Source organism: Echinicola sediminis (assembly GCF_054777495.1).
In genome coordinates this window covers 24,725-40,472 of the sequence record NZ_BAAHAP010000004.1, presented here as the reverse complement: position 1 = coordinate 40,472, position 15,748 = coordinate 24,725, and the positions used below count along the sequence as shown (strand labels likewise).

Genomic DNA, 15,748 nt, shown 5'->3' with positions numbered 1-15,748 from the left:
TTTTTATTTAATTCGATTAATTTAAGCAAAAAATTAATAAAACAAGAACTTCTCTTTAAATCCTCTAATGGGAATTAACCTACTCCTCCAATTTCTCCAGCCTTTCCATTAAGGGAGGGTGGGAATAATTCACAAATACATGTACTGGATGCGGATTGATTTGGGTAAGGGTTTTCACCGAAAGGGTCTTCAGGGCCTCTGCTAAAGGTTCTCCCGCATAAGTTTCCTTGGCGTAGTGATCAGCCTCAAATTCATTTTTCCGGCTCAGCATGTTCATGCCCACTCCTAGCAGGGTGGAGATAGGAGAATACAGTAGTGCAAAACCGATCAAATTCAGATGTACGGCAGTACTTTCTCCCCCCAAGGCCTGGCTAATGTTTTCGCTGTTGACAAAAAGCGATAAGACAAACAGCATCAACCCCACCTGAATTACACTGATGAACAGGCTTTGAAGAATGTGTTTTTTCTTGTAGTGGCCTACTTCGTGAGCCAATACGGCAACCAACTCCTCTGTCGTATGTTGCTGTATCAGGGTATCGTACAGCACCACTTTCTTACGTTTTCCGAAGCCTGAAAAAAAGGCGTTGGCCTTGGTGGACCTGGTGCTTCCGTCAATCACAAATACATTGTCCAGAGAAAACCCCACCGAGGAGGCGTAGGCCATGATGCTATCTTTCAGTTCACCTTCTTCCAAGGGTTTCAGTTGATTGAATAGCGGCAAAATCCAGGAAGTATAAAACATATTGAGCAGCACCATAAAAAAGGCCGCCACCGCCCAGAAATAAAGCCAAAAAGAAGGCCCCAGGCTATTGATCAACCAGAGGAGCAAAACCAGTAGACCTCCTCCAAGAATGACACCTAGGGCATAGCCCTTGAGTTTGTCCATCACGTAGGTCTTTGTACTTGTTTTATTGAAACCGTATTCCTCTTCGATTTTAAATGTTTGGTAATAATCAAATGGCAGGGAAAGGATGTCTGACGCGAGGAACACTATCCCAAAGAACGCCAGTGATTGCAGGATACCATTGGCAATCCTGTCACTGATCCAGCTATCCAATACCCCAAACAGCCCCCAATACAGCAAAGATATCGTTACCAAAAAGGAAATGAGCCCGGTTACCAATGCAAAATTATAGTTGGTTTTCTGATAGGATTTTGCTTCCAAAAGTTTCTCCCGATCCAAGTGCTTGATCAAGGTCCGGGGCACTTCCGGCACAGGCTGCTTTACATTCAGCCAGCTGGTTAATTTATTGAAAAGAAAACCGGCTACTATCAATCCGATCATCAGGTATTTCAGTCCTTCTGCACTCATGGGGCAAAGCTACTAAAATTTAGGACAAGGCAGCAAGGTATCCCTGAGCCGAGGTGCACCGGGATTGTTTCTTGGGAAACGTAGGGAAACGCTCAACTCGTGGGCCCCTCCGGACTGTATCCCCAGCTGGGACATGGTATAATCAAAACTATACCCTATATCCATCCCTGATGGCAGGCTTAAGCCTAACAGGAGCACCAAGGCATCCCGATTACTTTCACTGTTCAACGGCTTATAAGGAAGGCCTCTATACCATAGACCAAAAATCACCGGCTCGGCATACACATAGGCTCCCAGATCCAATTGCTCAAAAGGCCCCTGCCGCTTGTAATTAATGGTGGGCACAAAAAAACGTTCCTTGTAGGTATGCGTAAAATCCCTTCTCATCGCTCCATGCCCCAAAGATATCTTGTAGCCTGCATGGGCTGAAAATTTTCGGGGCAGTATGCTGGAGGAATCATTTTCATCCAGGAAAGACTGGTTGGGTTCATTGACATGGTGCACGGATCCTCCCAACCACAACTTGTCCGTGAACAACAGTCCTCCAAAAGACAGTGAAAGCAGGTCTACAGGTTCTCCCAAACCTGCCAAGTTGGTATCACTGGGAAAAATTGGCCCGAAGGGATCATTGGGATTGATTTGGTTGGCAAAAACCAGGTTTTCATAATAGCCTATATCCCTTCTGATATAGCTGGCCTGAAATCCGGGACGAAAATACAGCCCCTCGCTCAGCCTTAGCTCGTAGGAGTACATCCCTGAAATGGTCAATGACCTCAAATCCGCAGCGCCCTCCACATCGTTCATTACCATAAAACCGACGCCACTATTATATTCCTCCAGAAAGGTGTCCACGTAAAACGAAAACGTCGTAAACTCCGCCTCTAGGCCGGGCCATTGTTTCCGGTAATTGGCCCCTAGACGGGTCTGAAGATCAGCCCCCGCAAATGCCGGATTTAAATAAAGGGGAGCGGCATAATATTGACTATATTGAGGATCCTGTCCAAAACTATAACTAGTGGAGGATACTATGGCTAAAGTGCAAAAAACTAAGTATATATAAGACCTAAACAAATATTTGTTCGTTTATTTGAGTAACTAAGCATATAAACGTTTTGCCCGCGAAGGTGTTGTTATCCGTATCCCGCAAATTATGAAAAGGACGCTTAATCACATAAATATCGGATGGATTCTTCCAATAATCCTAACCTTTTTATGCCTTTCAAGCAGCGGCTTGGTTTATTCCCAGGGATACAATAATAACGAATGGATTTTTGGTTACTGTGGTTCTGATCAAGAAAATAATTATATTTCTTTTGGAAAAGGAAACACGCCAAACATTAACAGCCTTCCCGGAAACCAACCCTTGGGCACTGGAAATGTTGCTGCAGCCATAGACCCCATTACAGGCGCGGTCATGTTTTATACCGACGGTGCATTGGTCTATAACCACCTTAACGAGCAAATCCAGGGTTTGCCGGATTTTGACGGCAATGAGCTTGGAGGAACGGAAACCGGCAAACAAACCGTTGCCATCGCTCCATTGGACTATGAAACCGAAGAAGGAGGTGAAAAACTTTTTTACATCCTTTACCTCTCCAACTCCGGCAACCTGGAATATGCCATAGTGGACATGAATGACCAGGGGGGCGCAGCCCCTGGCCAACCTCCTGCCGGTGCCGTTTCGGAAGACGGTGTCATCGGGCCCGCCCAGGGATTCGTAACCGTCATCAGGGGAACCGGCACCAGTAGCGACATCAACTTTCTGGTCAGTTTTGAAAATGGAGAAATTGTGACCCGTGAGATACAGGATTCTGAGGGAGTATTCTCTGACCGGACCGCTCGCCCCTTTCCCTTTACCCCAAAAGCCTCCTATTTTGTAGAAAACACCAATGTAGACCGCGGCACACTATTTCTCTTACCGGAGGGTACCGGAGGCAATTTGGCCTTTGTCAACATCAATACTGCCAACGGTACCTTTGGTTCTGTGAATGAGATGCCACAGACCGAAGGAAACGGAGAAGCCTTCGGCGGACTGACGGTCACCCCTTCGGGCGATTATATCTATTACAGCCAGGGAGGGGACCTTTTCCGGCTAACAGACCCCGGTGCCACGCCCGAAAGGATCCCTTTACAAAATCCCATAGAAGAAATATCCGACCTTAAAATAGGCCCAGATGGAAAGCTCTATTATATCTACAAAGAAACAGGCAGTGATGCCTATTTTGTAGGAGCGATCGCCAACCCGGATGAACCGGAAATTTTAGCTGTAGACATAGACGAGGATCCTTTTGGCGGAACTGACTTTTGCGGAAATACCTTCACCTCCTTCGCCCCAAACGCAGACATTGAAGCGACGGTGGATTTTACTTGGTCTCCGCAGATGCCCTGTATGAACACCCCTTTGCAGATCACCTCTCTGCTCACCCCGCCCAATATTCCGGTGGAGTCTTATGAATGGGAAATCGCCCCCCCGCCAGTCGACCAAGATGGAGAAGAAATAGAACTGGACCTCACCGAGGAACACCTGCTACTTCCCGCTGATGCCACTGGCCAACAAAGTATCAATGTGACGCTGACGGTAACTTTTGAGGACGGCTCCACCGAGACGGCAAGCTATCCCATTTCCTTTCAGGAAAACAATTTACAGGCCAGCTTCACCCCTTCGGATACCACGACCTGTATGACCTGTTTGGACCTAAATGAAATGCTCGAGGTAAGCTCTGGAGATGAAGGCCAGGGAGGTGGCCAAGGCGGAGGCGGAGGAGGAATAGGCATTGGGGGCGGTGGCGGCCAGGGCAGCGGCTCCAGTTACGAGTATTTTTGGTCCAATAAAAAAGAGGAAGGCTGGATTGCAGAAGGAGCAAATGAAGTCTGTGAGCCAGGAACTTATTGGGTATTGGCCAGAGAACAGGGCTCATCCTGTTACGTTTACGCTGAGACGACCATCAAAATGTGGGACCCTGTTGCCAATGAAAAAGTCGATGACCAGACCAATAATATTTGGTATTTTGGCAACAATGCAGGACTGGATTTTAACCCCGACCCTGACAATCCGGACGGGCCATTGCCCCGCCCCGTGGAGATTCCTGAAGGACATCCTGGCTGGGACATTCCTGCCGGTACCACCACCATATCTGACCAAGCAGGCGAGGTACTTTTCTACACCGACGGCCAAACGGTTTGGGACCTTAATGGTAACCCGATGCAGAACGGGCAGGACATCGGAGGAGACAATTCCTCTGCGCAAAGTGTGATTGCTGTAAAGGTCCCTCAGGAACAGACCTTGTACTACCTGTTTACCACTGAAGCTTCTTCCAGCGGCTCCAATACGGTCAAATTTTCACTGATCGACATTAAGGGGGAAAACCAACAAGGGGTGGGAAGCGTGGTCAGTGGGGACAATTTTCTCTTCAACCCAGGGACAGAGCAATCTGCCGCAATAGAAACGGGAGACACCACCTGGGTCATGTTCCACGAGATAGGCAATAATACCTTCAGGGCCTACCCGGTAAGCGCCCAGGGCATTGGCCAAGCCGTTGCCAGTTCAGTTGGCAGCGCACACAATTTTGGTACGGGCGTGGGGTCCATGAAATTCAGTCCTGACGGAGAAAAACTCGCCATCACCCTTACAGAGGGAGGGTGCAGCAAAGTGGATATTTTTGACTTTGATGAAGAGACAGGAGAGTTAACGGAATATGCAACCATTGATCTCGAATGCGATGACGAGGTCTACGGTTTGGAGTTTGGCAGTGACAGTGATAAAATATTTGTATCCTACAAAAACGGTAAGGGGATAGAAGAAATCTTTATCCAAGGGGTGGATATTGATGACAATACAGATCCGGACAACCCAAGCACGGAAATCTGCCCCAGCTGCTTTGAAAATGCCAGCACCCAAGACCAAATAGAACAATGTATCCAAGTCAGTAGAACACTCCTATCCGGCAGTGCCGGGCCTGATCTTGGGGCTATTCAGATGGGACCCAACGGACAAATTTATGTTTCGGTGGTGGGTGCACCGCAAGTGGGCGAAATCAGCCCCGGAGCGGACTGCAACAACAGCACCTACAATGAACAGGGGCCTTTGACCAACGGCACCAACAACCTTGGACTTCCCTCTTATGTACAGAACTCTGGAAGCAATGTCCCAGACCCTGAAATTTCAGGTCCTGAAAGGCTCTGCCTCGATGAAAATGGAGAAGCCCTAGGGATGTTTGAAGGCTCAGGTGAACCGGACATCGACTTTTATACCTGGGGGATTATTGACAGTGATGGCTCTACAGTATTCACCATTTCAGGCGAGGGGGACGATTTCCAGAACCTGGAATATTCCTTTGATACGGCCGGCGTGTTCACCGTAACCTTGGATGTAGAAAGATGCGGTAATCCGGATTACTATAACGGCAGCATGGAGGTTGAGGTGGTGGCTCCTCCTGTGCTTACCCTTCAGGATGATGTTACTTTTTGTAGCGGTGAAGTGGTTACCCTAACCGCCATTGATGGATACGATCCTGATGAAGGCTTGTACAATTTCGAATGGAGAAATGCTGCCGGGGAACTGTTTGGCGATGAAAACTCCAACTCTATCGAAATAACGGAAGAGAGCATCTATACGGTAACCGTTAGCCTGGTTACTCCAGAGGGGGCTGACCCCGACTTTCAATCCTGTCCTGTAACCGGCTCCGTCTTTGCTGGCCCGGCGTTTAATTTCAACCTTAACCAGGACTCGGAAGAAACCTGTTTTGATGACAATCACATCCTCTTCTCGCCCGACACCCCCGTGATGGGAGAATGGTCTTATCAACTTCAGGGAAGTCCTGATGCACCTACCGTCTTGGGGCGAGGATATGAATGGGACCTTAATATCAGAGACTTACCTGGACCGGGGCTTTATGACATCATTATGCGAGCAGAAGACCCCATCCTGCCAGGTTGTATTGTAGAGAAAAAAGCCGAACTCCTCATAAAACCGATCCCTGATTTCAGCACAGAAGTTATCAACCAAGCGACGGACTGTGCCACCGCTGACGGAAGCTTTTCCATCAGTATGCTCACTGACGCAGAAACTGTCACCATTGATGAAACTGACCAAGTCTTTACCAATGTGAGTGAGGGTGAAATATTGGGCCCCATAGAGAATTTGCTGCCTGGCATTTACACTGTCACCGCAGAAAGCGATGGATGTCAGTTTACCAGAACAGTGAATATCTCCAATGAAAATCCTCCTGCAGGTTTTGATTACACCATCACTACCCTACCAGAGACCTGTGACATTAACACGGTAATCGAAGGAAGTATGGAGATTACCCTGACCGGCAACCCATCATCAGGCACTTATCTTATCACAAGGGAAGAAAACGGTCAAGAGATTAGCGGAGAGATCAATGGCAGCATCTCCATCCCGCTTGATGACGGGAGCTATGCCGTACAGATTTCAGATCCTAATGGATGTACGGTCACTGATCCCCAATTATATCTCATTGAGGGCAAATCCCTGACCAACTTCTCTGTCCCTACCAACCCTGTTGGCTGCGAAGCTTATTACTTCAGCCCCGAACCGAGCACAGGGATTGACTATACCATTACCGCTCCGGACGGGACGGTGGTCTTACCCGAAAATGGTCAATACATTCTTGATCAGGAGGGCCTTTATACGGTTTTAGGTGAAGACCCTAGCGGCGTCAACTGCCCCAGGCAGAGGGAAATGAACCTGACCCTGAACGACCAAGTGGTATTTTCAGTATCGGAACCAACCTATGATTGTAATACCGGGCTTCGCTATACCGCAGAACTTGGTTCGGGCTTTAATCCGGCCAACTACCTGTTCCTTTGGAGAAATTCATTGGGCCAGATCATCGGAAGAAACAGAACTTTTGCGCCCAAAACACCTGGCAACTATTCCTTGGACGTACAGCCTATGAACAGCACCGTATGCCCACATGCACCCTTGGAATTTGAAGTACCTGACCTTCCTAGGGCAATGGAAGTCGAACTGGAAATCACTTCAGGGATGTGTGAAGGAAGAACCACCGCTACCCTGACGGCCATTTACGATGCTCCTGACGATGTCAATGTCAGACCCTATTGGTTTACGGTGGACGCCAACAATAACAGTGTGCTTATTCCCGGATTGGACGGCATGGATCAAATTACCGTCACCGATCCCGGTACTTACAGGGTCAGACTGATCCATGAAGCCTTTGGCAGACTCTGCTCTCTGGGCACTGACAGAGCGGCCGTATTACGGTCCAATTCCACAACACCGGCATTGGACCCTACCTATACCATATGTACCTTAGAAGGAGTGTCCACTACCATCGATTCTTTGGGCACCTGGAGCAGGTACCAGTGGTTCCTGGAAGATGAGCAGGTCAGCACAGCTCCCACTTTCACGCCAATGCAGGCCGGAAATTATACTTTAGTAGTCACCGATATGGCCGGTTGTACTTTTTCCACTACTTTTGAGGTCATTGAAGATTGTACGCTTAATATCACAACACCTAACGCCCTTATCCCAGGGGATCCGGAAAGGAATTTTGTGGTATATGTCAACAGCTTCGTAGACGAAATCAGTGTCCTCATTTATAACCGATGGGGCGAACTGATCTATCATTGCATTGAAGAAAATATCCCGGAAAACTCGCCCTTCTGCAGGTGGGACGGAATGATCAATGGCCAAAAAGCCCCGATAGGAACCTATCCGGTGATTATAAAGTTTAAGAGCAGAGACCAAGATTTAGAAAAATCCATAAAAAAAGCCATTGTTGTAATTGAATAATTATGATCGCATTAATATCTCCAGCAAAAACGCTGGATATGAGTACCACTGAAATCTCCCTGGCCACCCAACCTGATTTTAAAACAGACATCAAAGCCTTGGTGTCCCTTATGAAAAAGAAATCAGTGGCCGATATCCGCCAACTGATGAAAGTAAGTGAAAATATCGCCCAGTTAAACGAAGAAAGATACCATAACTTTGACAAAGAATTTACCATAGAAAACTCCAAACAAGCACTGTTGGCCTTCAAAGGAGACGTGTACAGGAGTATGGATGTGGACAATTACCTGGCTGAGGACCTTGAATTTGCCCAAAACCACTTAAGAATTCTTTCGGGACTTTACGGCCTTTTGAAGCCACTGGACCTTATTCAGCCTTATCGCCTGGAAATGGGCATCAGCTTAGAAAATAAAAAAGGAAAAAACCTTTACGAGTATTGGGGAACCAAAATCTCCAAGGCCATTAACAGCATAAGCCAAGGAGAACCGGTCATCAACCTGGCCTCCCAAGAATATGGCAAAGCCGTGGATAAAAAAGCCCTCAAGTCAAGAATGATCCATGTAAACTTCAAGGAGCACCGCGACGGCAAGTACAAAGTGGTCGGGATCTTTGCCAAACAGGCAAGGGGGATGATGGCGGATTATATCATCAAAAACAGAATCACCGAACCCGAAAAAATCAAGCTCTTCAACCGTGAGGGCTATGAATTTTCCCAACCTCAAAGCAAGGAAAATGAATGGATTTTTGTGAGGTAAGTCTGGCTTAAAAGTTGATAGGGTAAAATAAAAAAAGTAATTGGCATGCGGCATTTGGACCGGAGCGCCAAATACCAAATACTATATACCACATTCCATATACCAAACACCAATATATGACCTCTGCCCTATCTGCCGTCTTTCTGAAAAAGAGAATCCTCTTCTGGATATGTATCCTACTGCTGTCCAGTTCCTGTGCCTCTCTCTCCCTTTCTTCCAGGCAAGTCCAAACCGGCAAAGCCAGCTACTATGCGGATAAATTCAATGGGAGAAAAACCGCCAGTGGTGAAAAGTACCATCCTGGCAAAATGACCGCGGCCCATGGGAATTTACCCTTCGGCACCAAGGTAAAGGTCAAAAATCTTCAAAATGGCAAAACGGTAAAAGTCCGGATAAATGACAGGGGGCCCTTTTCTTCCGGCAGGATCATCGACCTTTCCCGAAAAGCCGCCCAAAGACTGGACATGATCCAGCGTGGTGTGGTGTCAGTGGAGATAAGGTATTGATGATCGTTGGGATAAGGTTGAAAGGTTTAAAAGTTTGACCTAAGTGGCCGTACATGCTTACAAGGGTCAAAAAACACTGTAGGCTGGGGACTTTCAAGAGCTTCTAAGCTCTTCCCATCTAACCTGATTTAGAAAGAATTTTTAGAGCTATCTAAGATTCATGCCATGACTTTGAGTCATGGCATAAATCCGGACATCAAAAAAGGCTGCCTCTCTCGAAGCAGCCTTTCTCAATTTTCTTATTTGCTAAAGGATCAAGGCTCCAATGCCTTCACTCCAGGAAGCACTTTACCTTCCATATGCTCCAATAAGGCGCCTCCACCCGTAGATACAAATGATACTTTCTCTCCAAATCCAAATTTATTTACTGCAGCAGCGGAATCACCACCACCGATGAGGCTAAACGCACCTGCTTCAGTAGCTTCCACTACTGCTTCAGCAACCGCTTTCGTTCCTTTGTCAAAGCTCTCCATTTCAAATACACCCATAGGACCATTCCAAAGGATGGTTTTTGAATTTTTGATCACATCTGCAAAGATGTCGCGTGTTTCCACTCCGATATCCAGGCCCATCCAGCCATCAGGAATCTGGCCACTTTTGGCCGTACCCTGCTCAGCATCATTGGCAAACTCCTTTGAGGTGATGTTATCTACCGGCAAATAAAGTTTTACTCCTTTTTCTTTTGCCTTCGCTTCCAGTTCTTTGGTAAGTTCCAGTTTGTCCGCCTCTAAAAGAGAATCACCGATAGAACCCCCTTTAGCTTTGGCAAAGGTATAAGACATACCGCCACCAATGATCAGGTTATCCACCTTGTCCAACAGCTTTTCGATGATCAGGATTTTATCCGAGATCTTGGCCCCACCCATAATGGCGGTTAGCGGTCTTTGCGGATTACCTAGGACTTTATCTGCATTTTCCAATTCAGAAAGCATCAGGTAACCACATACTTTGTCATTGAAGTATTCCGCTACAATGGCAGTGGAAGCATGGGCACGGTGCGCAGTACCAAAAGCATCGTTCACATAGATGTCTCCCAAGGTGGACAACTTCTTAGCAAATTCAGCATCTCCTTTGGTTTCCTCTTTGTAAAATCTAAGGTTTTCCAGCAATAACACCTCTCCACCTTTAAGTCCTGCGGCCAAATGCTTTGCCTCTTCACCGATACAGTCAGGAGCAAATTTCACCGGACGGTCCAAAGCCTTCTCCAAATCCAGCAAAATGTGTTTCAGGGAAAACTTGTCGTCTGGCCCATCCTTGGGACGCCCCAAATGCGACATCAAAATAACAGCTCCCCCATCCTTCAATATCTTATTGATGGTGGGCAGTGCCGCTTGGATTCTTGTATCATCGGTCACATTGAACTTTGCATCCAACGGGACATTAAAATCAACTCTGATCAGGGCCTTTTTGCCTTCAAAGCTTAGGTTGTCAACAGATTTAATCCTACTGTTCATGGTTAATAGGTTTTTTATTGATTATAGATTCTTTTAAAAACTACTTATTACTTTGCCGAAGCCCTTCTGAGCCTATCATTGATGGCCTTGCCCAGCCCCTTTTCAGGCAGTTCCTCAGACAAAATCAGGGAAACATCACGCTGGTCCAAATAGCGCATGGCGGCAAACAGGTGCTGTGCGGCTTCTTTAAAATCTCCGCTTTCGCTGAGCACGCTTTGGTCTGCGGCATCGACCGCTTCAAAGTGCTTTTGGAAACTCAAAACGCCAAACCGCTCACCTTTTGCCTGGTAATGGGGCACCAATTGCTCCAATTCACCTAAAACAAAGGGTTTTCTGGGAGCGTAATGACTTTTCAGCATCCCCGGTGATTTGGGATTGCTACTGGACTGTGGCAAAATCAGGACATTGCCCACCACTTCCTTGATGGCGGAAACCTCCACCCCTCCAAGTCTATAAATGATGATTTCTCCCTGCTCCATCCCAACAATGGTACTTTCCAGGCCTATATCACAACTTCCACCGTCAAGTATATAAGAAATCTTGCCCTCCAACTGATCCATCACATGGGAGGCTTGGGTAGGACTAATATAGCCAAAAGGATTGGCACTTGGTGCCGCTAATGGAAAATCCAGGGACAACAACAACTCCCTGGTCAAAGGATGACTAGGAACCCTTACCGCCACCTGCTCCAAACCACTGGTAACCAGATCAGGCACGATCGCCTTCTTGGGCAATAAAAGAGTCAGTGGCCCCGGCCAGAACCTTTTCGCCAGCTCCTCTAGTTCCGGCAACACGCCGGTGGTATAATCGCTGATTTGTTCAATACTTCCGGTATGGACGATCAGCGGATCAAAACTTGGGCGGTTTTTGGTTTCAAAAATTTTACTGACTGCTTTGGGATCCAATGCATTTCCGGCCAAACCATAAACCGTTTCTGTGGGAATCCCCACCAGCTCTCCGGCTTCTAAGAGTTGCTTCGCCTTGCTAATATCTTTTCCGATAGTTGTCATCAAGATTCCTTATCACAAAATTCATCAATCCACTCCTGGGCTGCTTCGTAACCCAAACTGAGTGCTTTTTTAAGGTAAATACAACCTTCTTCCTTTTCTCCCAGTGCGCTCATCTTGGTTACACCCAACAGATAATAAGCTGGCCCGTTTTGATCATCGAGCGTGACAGCCTTGTCCAATGCATTGATGGCTTCCAAGGGATTATTATTGCCTAAAAGAGCCTTGGCTCTGTTAAAATGGGTCAGCGCCTGGTTGGGGTCCACTTGCAAGGCCATGTCAAAATCCAACAGGGCATCTTCGTATTCCTCCATTCCCAAAAGTGCCAGTCCGCGGTTATAATAAATATCCGTCTGATTCGGATCCAAAGCGCTGGCCATATTGTAATGCTTTACCGCTTCTTTAAATTCTTTCTTTTCCAAATAGGCATTGCCCAGATTAAGGTAAGGCTTATAAGAAGTAGAATCCTTCTCCATGGATACCGTGAAGGCCGCTATCGCCTCGTCCCACTTTTCCATTTCAAACAGGGCAACCCCTTTGGCATTATAGGCTGAAGTATTTTCAGGGTTTTTATCGATCACTTTGTCAAAATAGACAATGGATTCGGTATAGTTTCCCATCTCCAGCTCCTTGACTCCTGCATCATAAAGTTCTTGCTCTGAAGGGGCACAGCTCCACAATAAGCCAACTAAAAAAGGGACAATCAGTAATTTTCTCACTTTTGGTATTTTTTCAGACAAAGATAAGAATTATAAACAATCTGGCAGTCTATTCCCAAAATCTTTACCAATATCAGAACATACTTTGCCCTTCCTCAGGATTTTCGCATATGCTGAGGCTCATCAAATCTGAAGTGGTACCAATTGAAAGCGGCCTATTAATGAACCAGCTCCGACTTGCTGGTTTTTTCCAGCATCCGCATGATGGAATCATTGCTTTTGACCACGTCCGGAACGGTCTCATAGCTTACCCAAGCCAAATCCTTACTCTCCGCACTGACGGTCAATGGCTCATCCATCGCTGCTTCCACCAAAAACCGGACATCATAATGATAATGCTGCTGGTCTTTGTCATTTGCAGGAATGATGTGCTTGTCGATATCAAAAATATAGGTATCGACCAATTTCAGCGAAATCAGCCCGCTTTCTTCTCGGGCTTCGGTCATGGCGACCTCCATCAGGTTCTCATTGCCGTCCGCATGACCTCCCAATTGCAGCCAACGGTTCAGCTTTCGGTGATGGGTCAGCAGCGTGTGTGTTCTTGTCTTGTTGACAATCCAAGCGGAGGCGGTGAAGTGCCCTTCCTTTCTGTCTCTCAAAAAGGCCATCGGTTCATCGGTGAGGTCGATAAATTCATGAATGAATGATTTTTCTTCCTCAAACGGCGTCCGATAACTTTTAAGTATTTTTTTTAACCCTTCTCTGTTCATAGGTATTACTGGTGATTAAACATGACTTCTACAAGAGATTCAAATGATCTTGCCTGGGTGTATAGCCGATCAGAATATACGGTCACAAGAATCTTGATCATTTGCGGCTGGTGGTTTACCGACACTTTTTCTATGGAAATATTACCAAAAAGTTGGTCAGTCTGACCTGCCATTAAGGTTGGTATGGGTTTTAGGTACTGTTTCTCAGTGATGTTTACTCCTTGCGCTTTTTCCTGAACGGTTTTTTCGATACTTACCCGATCATATCCTAAATCTACAATTCGTTCGCCAAAAGCAAAGAAAAGTTTTGAAAAAGTTTTCGGATTGAAAGGCAAATCGTAAAAAATGGCGATCCCATTGGCATAAGGGGACCGGTAAACATGTATTTCTGGAGTAGTTTCCTCTCCTTTCTTCTGCAGTTGATAATTCCCATAGATAGCATCAAAAGCCGATTCTCCCTCCGCGCTCATCATCCAAAGCTTGATCTCCTTGCGGTCTTCCTCGGTATACTTGGTATTTTCCCTGTGGCTAACCGCCTTTTCATCTTTGGGAAAAATCTTTTTTAAAATATCATCTACAAATGTCATTCAATATTGATCTTTATTCTACCATCTTCCAAACTGCTGATGACGCCCTCATCTTCCATCTGGCGCAACAGCCCCAAGGCCTCATCATCAGTATCCTTTACTCCTGACTCCGTTAGGAGTTCTTTATAGGTAAACAGTTCTCCTCCGATTAAAGTTTTCATCAGACGATTTCGTACCTGATCCAGATGCGCAGGAATATCTTTTTGTTTTCTATTTTCAAGGCAAACATCACATACCCCACAGCCCTGATCTTTTTCCTCTCCAAAGTACTCCAATAACTGTAACGTTCTACAGAGCATCTTGTTCTTTATATAGGCGACCATGGCTTTTGCCTTGGAGACACTGTTTTCCCGGCGCTCTTTTATCCTGTTCACGTTCAAGGGCAGTCTTCCCGCATCGTATCGATGGGTCAGAAAAGTGACCTGCGGCTTATCTTTCTTCTTATTATACGCTGCGATCCCCAAATGGTCCATCCTTTCCAAAAGCCTGACCACTTCAGCCTCACTTATATTTAAAACCGCAGAGAGTTTGTCTTCCCTGACTTTTATATACTCCGAAAAAAGCTCTCCTCCATACATCCTCAACAAAACTTTGATCACCGGATCCAAACTGGCGTGGGCGATCTGGTACTCATATAGTTTGCTTGATGCAATCAAAAAGTGAAAGGAACTCGCACTGTAAAACCCTTCACTTAACTCTACCAAGCCCTCCTCCTGCAATATCTTGATGGCATGATAGGTCATTAGCAGATCCAGCTTATAGGTGTCGGTGAAGGCGATAATTTCAAAATCATAACTCACCATCAAGCTACTCCCTACTGCTATACGATAATAATTCGCCAGACTCTGATAAACCCTTTTGATAAATTCAGTGGGCGGATAAGCCTGTTCTGCCCTTTCCATAAGCATGGTAAGGTCTTTTTCTTGGTATAAAATCACGGCAAAAGCCTTCCATTCATCCCTGCCTGCCCTACCAGCTTCCTGATAATAGTTCTCTAGGTTTTCGGGACTGTCCATATGAATTACGATCCTTACATCCGGCTTATCTATCCCCATGCCAAAAGCATTGGTCGCCACCATCACCCGGACCTTATTGTTTTTCCAATCCAGCTGTCTGGCCTCCCTGCTGTCTTTATCCAGTCCTGCATGATAATAGGTAGCCGAAATCCCCAGCTGATGCAAGGCCACCGCGATCTCTTTGGTCGCCTTTCTACTCCTTACATACACAATGGCAGAGCCGTTGACCCGCTGTAAAATCTCAATGGCTTTTTCCAGCTTGTTTTCAGCTTTCCTTACGGAATAGGAGAGATTTTTCCGCTCAAATGACTTTATGAATACTTCCGGATGTTTTAGCTTTAGTTTTTCTAAAATATCCTCCTGAACTCTTTGGGTAGCAGATGCGGTCAACGCCACAAAAGGAACATCCGGGTGGTATTCCCTTAATTTTGCGATCTCCAAATAGGGAGGCCTAAAATCATACCCCCATTGGGAAATACAGTGTGCTTCATCTACGGCGATCAAATTGACCTTCATCCGCTTGAAGCGTTCGATAAAAAGATCCGTCTGCAAGCGCTCAGGACTTACATATAAAAATTTATAATTGCCATAAATGCAATTATCCAAGGTCGTGTCGATCTCACGCTTCCGCATACCGGAATAAATCGCTGTGGCCAGGACTCCCCTCTTACGTAGATTATCCACCTGATCCTTCATCAACGCGATCAGGGGACTGACCACAATACAAATCCCCTCCTGCATCAAAGCGGGCACCTGAAAACAAATGGACTTGCCACCACCTGTGGGCAATAGTGCCAAGACATCCTTCCCCTGGGCAACGGAAAGGACAATATCCTCCTGCATGGGCCTGAAATCATCATACCCAAACACCTTTTTTAATACCGAAAGAGCTTTTGACTTCAAC

The 15,748-nt window shown here is 46.3% G+C and carries 11 protein-coding genes; 3 read left to right on the top strand and 8 right to left on the bottom strand.

Translation table 11 applies throughout. The features are described from left to right. Positions 1-79: 79 nt before the first annotated feature. The gene (locus ACYVAA_RS01950) at positions 80-1,312 is read right to left on the bottom strand and encodes a M48 family metallopeptidase (RefSeq protein WP_460538337.1); all 1,233 of its coding nucleotides are present in this window, start codon (positions 1,310-1,312) and stop codon (positions 80-82) included. Positions 1,313-1,324: 12 nt separating this feature from the next. After that, positions 1,325-2,383, bottom strand: coding sequence for a PorP/SprF family type IX secretion system membrane protein (locus ACYVAA_RS01945; protein WP_460538336.1), 1,059 nt, complete (start codon positions 2,381-2,383; stop codon positions 1,325-1,327). Positions 2,384-2,462: 79 nt separating this feature from the next. Here ACYVAA_RS01945 and ACYVAA_RS01940 point away from each other — a divergent pair, with 79 nt between their 5' ends. The 3 genes from ACYVAA_RS01940 (at position 2,463) to ACYVAA_RS01930 (ending at position 9,351) form a co-directional block, all read left to right on the top strand. Beyond that, a complete protein-coding gene (locus ACYVAA_RS01940; RefSeq protein ID WP_460538335.1) occupies positions 2,463-8,090 on the top strand; it encodes a T9SS type B sorting domain-containing protein in 5,628 nt (1,875 codons plus the stop codon). Positions 8,091-8,092: 2 nt separating this feature from the next. Next, positions 8,093-8,845: a YaaA family protein gene (gene yaaA / locus ACYVAA_RS01935; protein ID WP_460538334.1), complete on the top strand. Its 753-nt coding sequence runs from the start codon at positions 8,093-8,095 to the stop codon at positions 8,843-8,845. A 116-nt stretch (positions 8,846-8,961) separates the two neighbouring features. Then, complete coding sequence (locus ACYVAA_RS01930) at positions 8,962-9,351, top strand: septal ring lytic transglycosylase RlpA family protein (RefSeq protein WP_460538332.1); 390 nt, start codon at positions 8,962-8,964, stop codon at positions 9,349-9,351. A 254-nt stretch (positions 9,352-9,605) separates the two neighbouring features. On the opposite strand, the gene ACYVAA_RS01925 is transcribed toward ACYVAA_RS01930, so the two are convergent. The 6 genes from ACYVAA_RS01925 to ACYVAA_RS01900 form a co-directional block, all read right to left on the bottom strand. Next, on the bottom strand, positions 9,606-10,805 hold the full coding sequence (locus tag ACYVAA_RS01925; protein WP_460538331.1) for a phosphoglycerate kinase: 1,200 nt from the start codon (positions 10,803-10,805) through the stop codon (positions 9,606-9,608). 47 nt (positions 10,806-10,852) lie between these two features. Beyond that, positions 10,853-11,815 carry an L-threonylcarbamoyladenylate synthase gene (locus tag ACYVAA_RS01920; protein WP_460538330.1) on the bottom strand — a complete coding sequence of 321 codons (963 nt, stop codon included), beginning with the start codon at positions 11,813-11,815 and terminating at the stop codon, positions 10,853-10,855. After that, entirely contained in the window at positions 11,815-12,531 is a 717-nt protein-coding gene (locus ACYVAA_RS01915) for a tetratricopeptide repeat protein (RefSeq protein ID WP_460538329.1), read from the bottom strand. The genes ACYVAA_RS01920 and ACYVAA_RS01915 overlap by 1 nt, the downstream gene beginning before the upstream one ends. A gap of 158 nt (positions 12,532-12,689) precedes the next feature. Next, on the bottom strand, positions 12,690-13,241 hold the full coding sequence (locus tag ACYVAA_RS01910; protein ID WP_460538328.1) for an NUDIX hydrolase: 552 nt from the start codon (positions 13,239-13,241) through the stop codon (positions 12,690-12,692). Between the two features lie 5 nt (positions 13,242-13,246). After that, positions 13,247-13,828: a hypothetical protein gene (locus ACYVAA_RS01905; protein WP_460538327.1), complete on the bottom strand. Its 582-nt coding sequence runs from the start codon at positions 13,826-13,828 to the stop codon at positions 13,247-13,249. Beyond that, positions 13,825-15,747 carry a RecQ family ATP-dependent DNA helicase gene (locus tag ACYVAA_RS01900; protein WP_460538326.1) on the bottom strand — a complete coding sequence of 641 codons (1,923 nt, stop codon included), beginning with the start codon at positions 15,745-15,747 and terminating at the stop codon, positions 13,825-13,827. The genes ACYVAA_RS01905 and ACYVAA_RS01900 overlap by 4 nt, the downstream gene beginning before the upstream one ends. Between the last annotated feature and the right edge of the window lies 1 nt (position 15,748).

What these genes read in the sequence shown, in the direction of transcription:
- ACYVAA_RS01910 (WP_460538328.1), bottom strand. Translation starts at nt 13,241, where the DNA reads ATGAACAGAGAAGGGTTAAAAAAAATACTTAAAAGTTATCGGACGCCG.
- ACYVAA_RS01925 (WP_460538331.1), bottom strand. Translation starts at nt 10,805, where the DNA reads ATGAACAGTAGGATTAAATCTGTTGACAACCTAAGCTTTGAAGGCAAA.
- yaaA (WP_460538334.1), top strand. Translation starts at nt 8,093, where the DNA reads ATGATCGCATTAATATCTCCAGCAAAAACGCTGGATATGAGTACCACT.
- ACYVAA_RS01930 (WP_460538332.1), top strand. Translation starts at nt 8,962, where the DNA reads ATGACCTCTGCCCTATCTGCCGTCTTTCTGAAAAAGAGAATCCTCTTC.
- ACYVAA_RS01920 (WP_460538330.1), bottom strand. Translation starts at nt 11,815, where the DNA reads ATGACAACTATCGGAAAAGATATTAGCAAGGCGAAGCAACTCTTAGAA.
- ACYVAA_RS01950 (WP_460538337.1), bottom strand. Translation starts at nt 1,312, where the DNA reads ATGAGTGCAGAAGGACTGAAATACCTGATGATCGGATTGATAGTAGCC.
- ACYVAA_RS01940 (WP_460538335.1), top strand. Translation starts at nt 2,463, where the DNA reads ATGAAAAGGACGCTTAATCACATAAATATCGGATGGATTCTTCCAATA.
- ACYVAA_RS01905 (WP_460538327.1), bottom strand. Translation starts at nt 13,828, where the DNA reads ATGACATTTGTAGATGATATTTTAAAAAAGATTTTTCCCAAAGATGAA.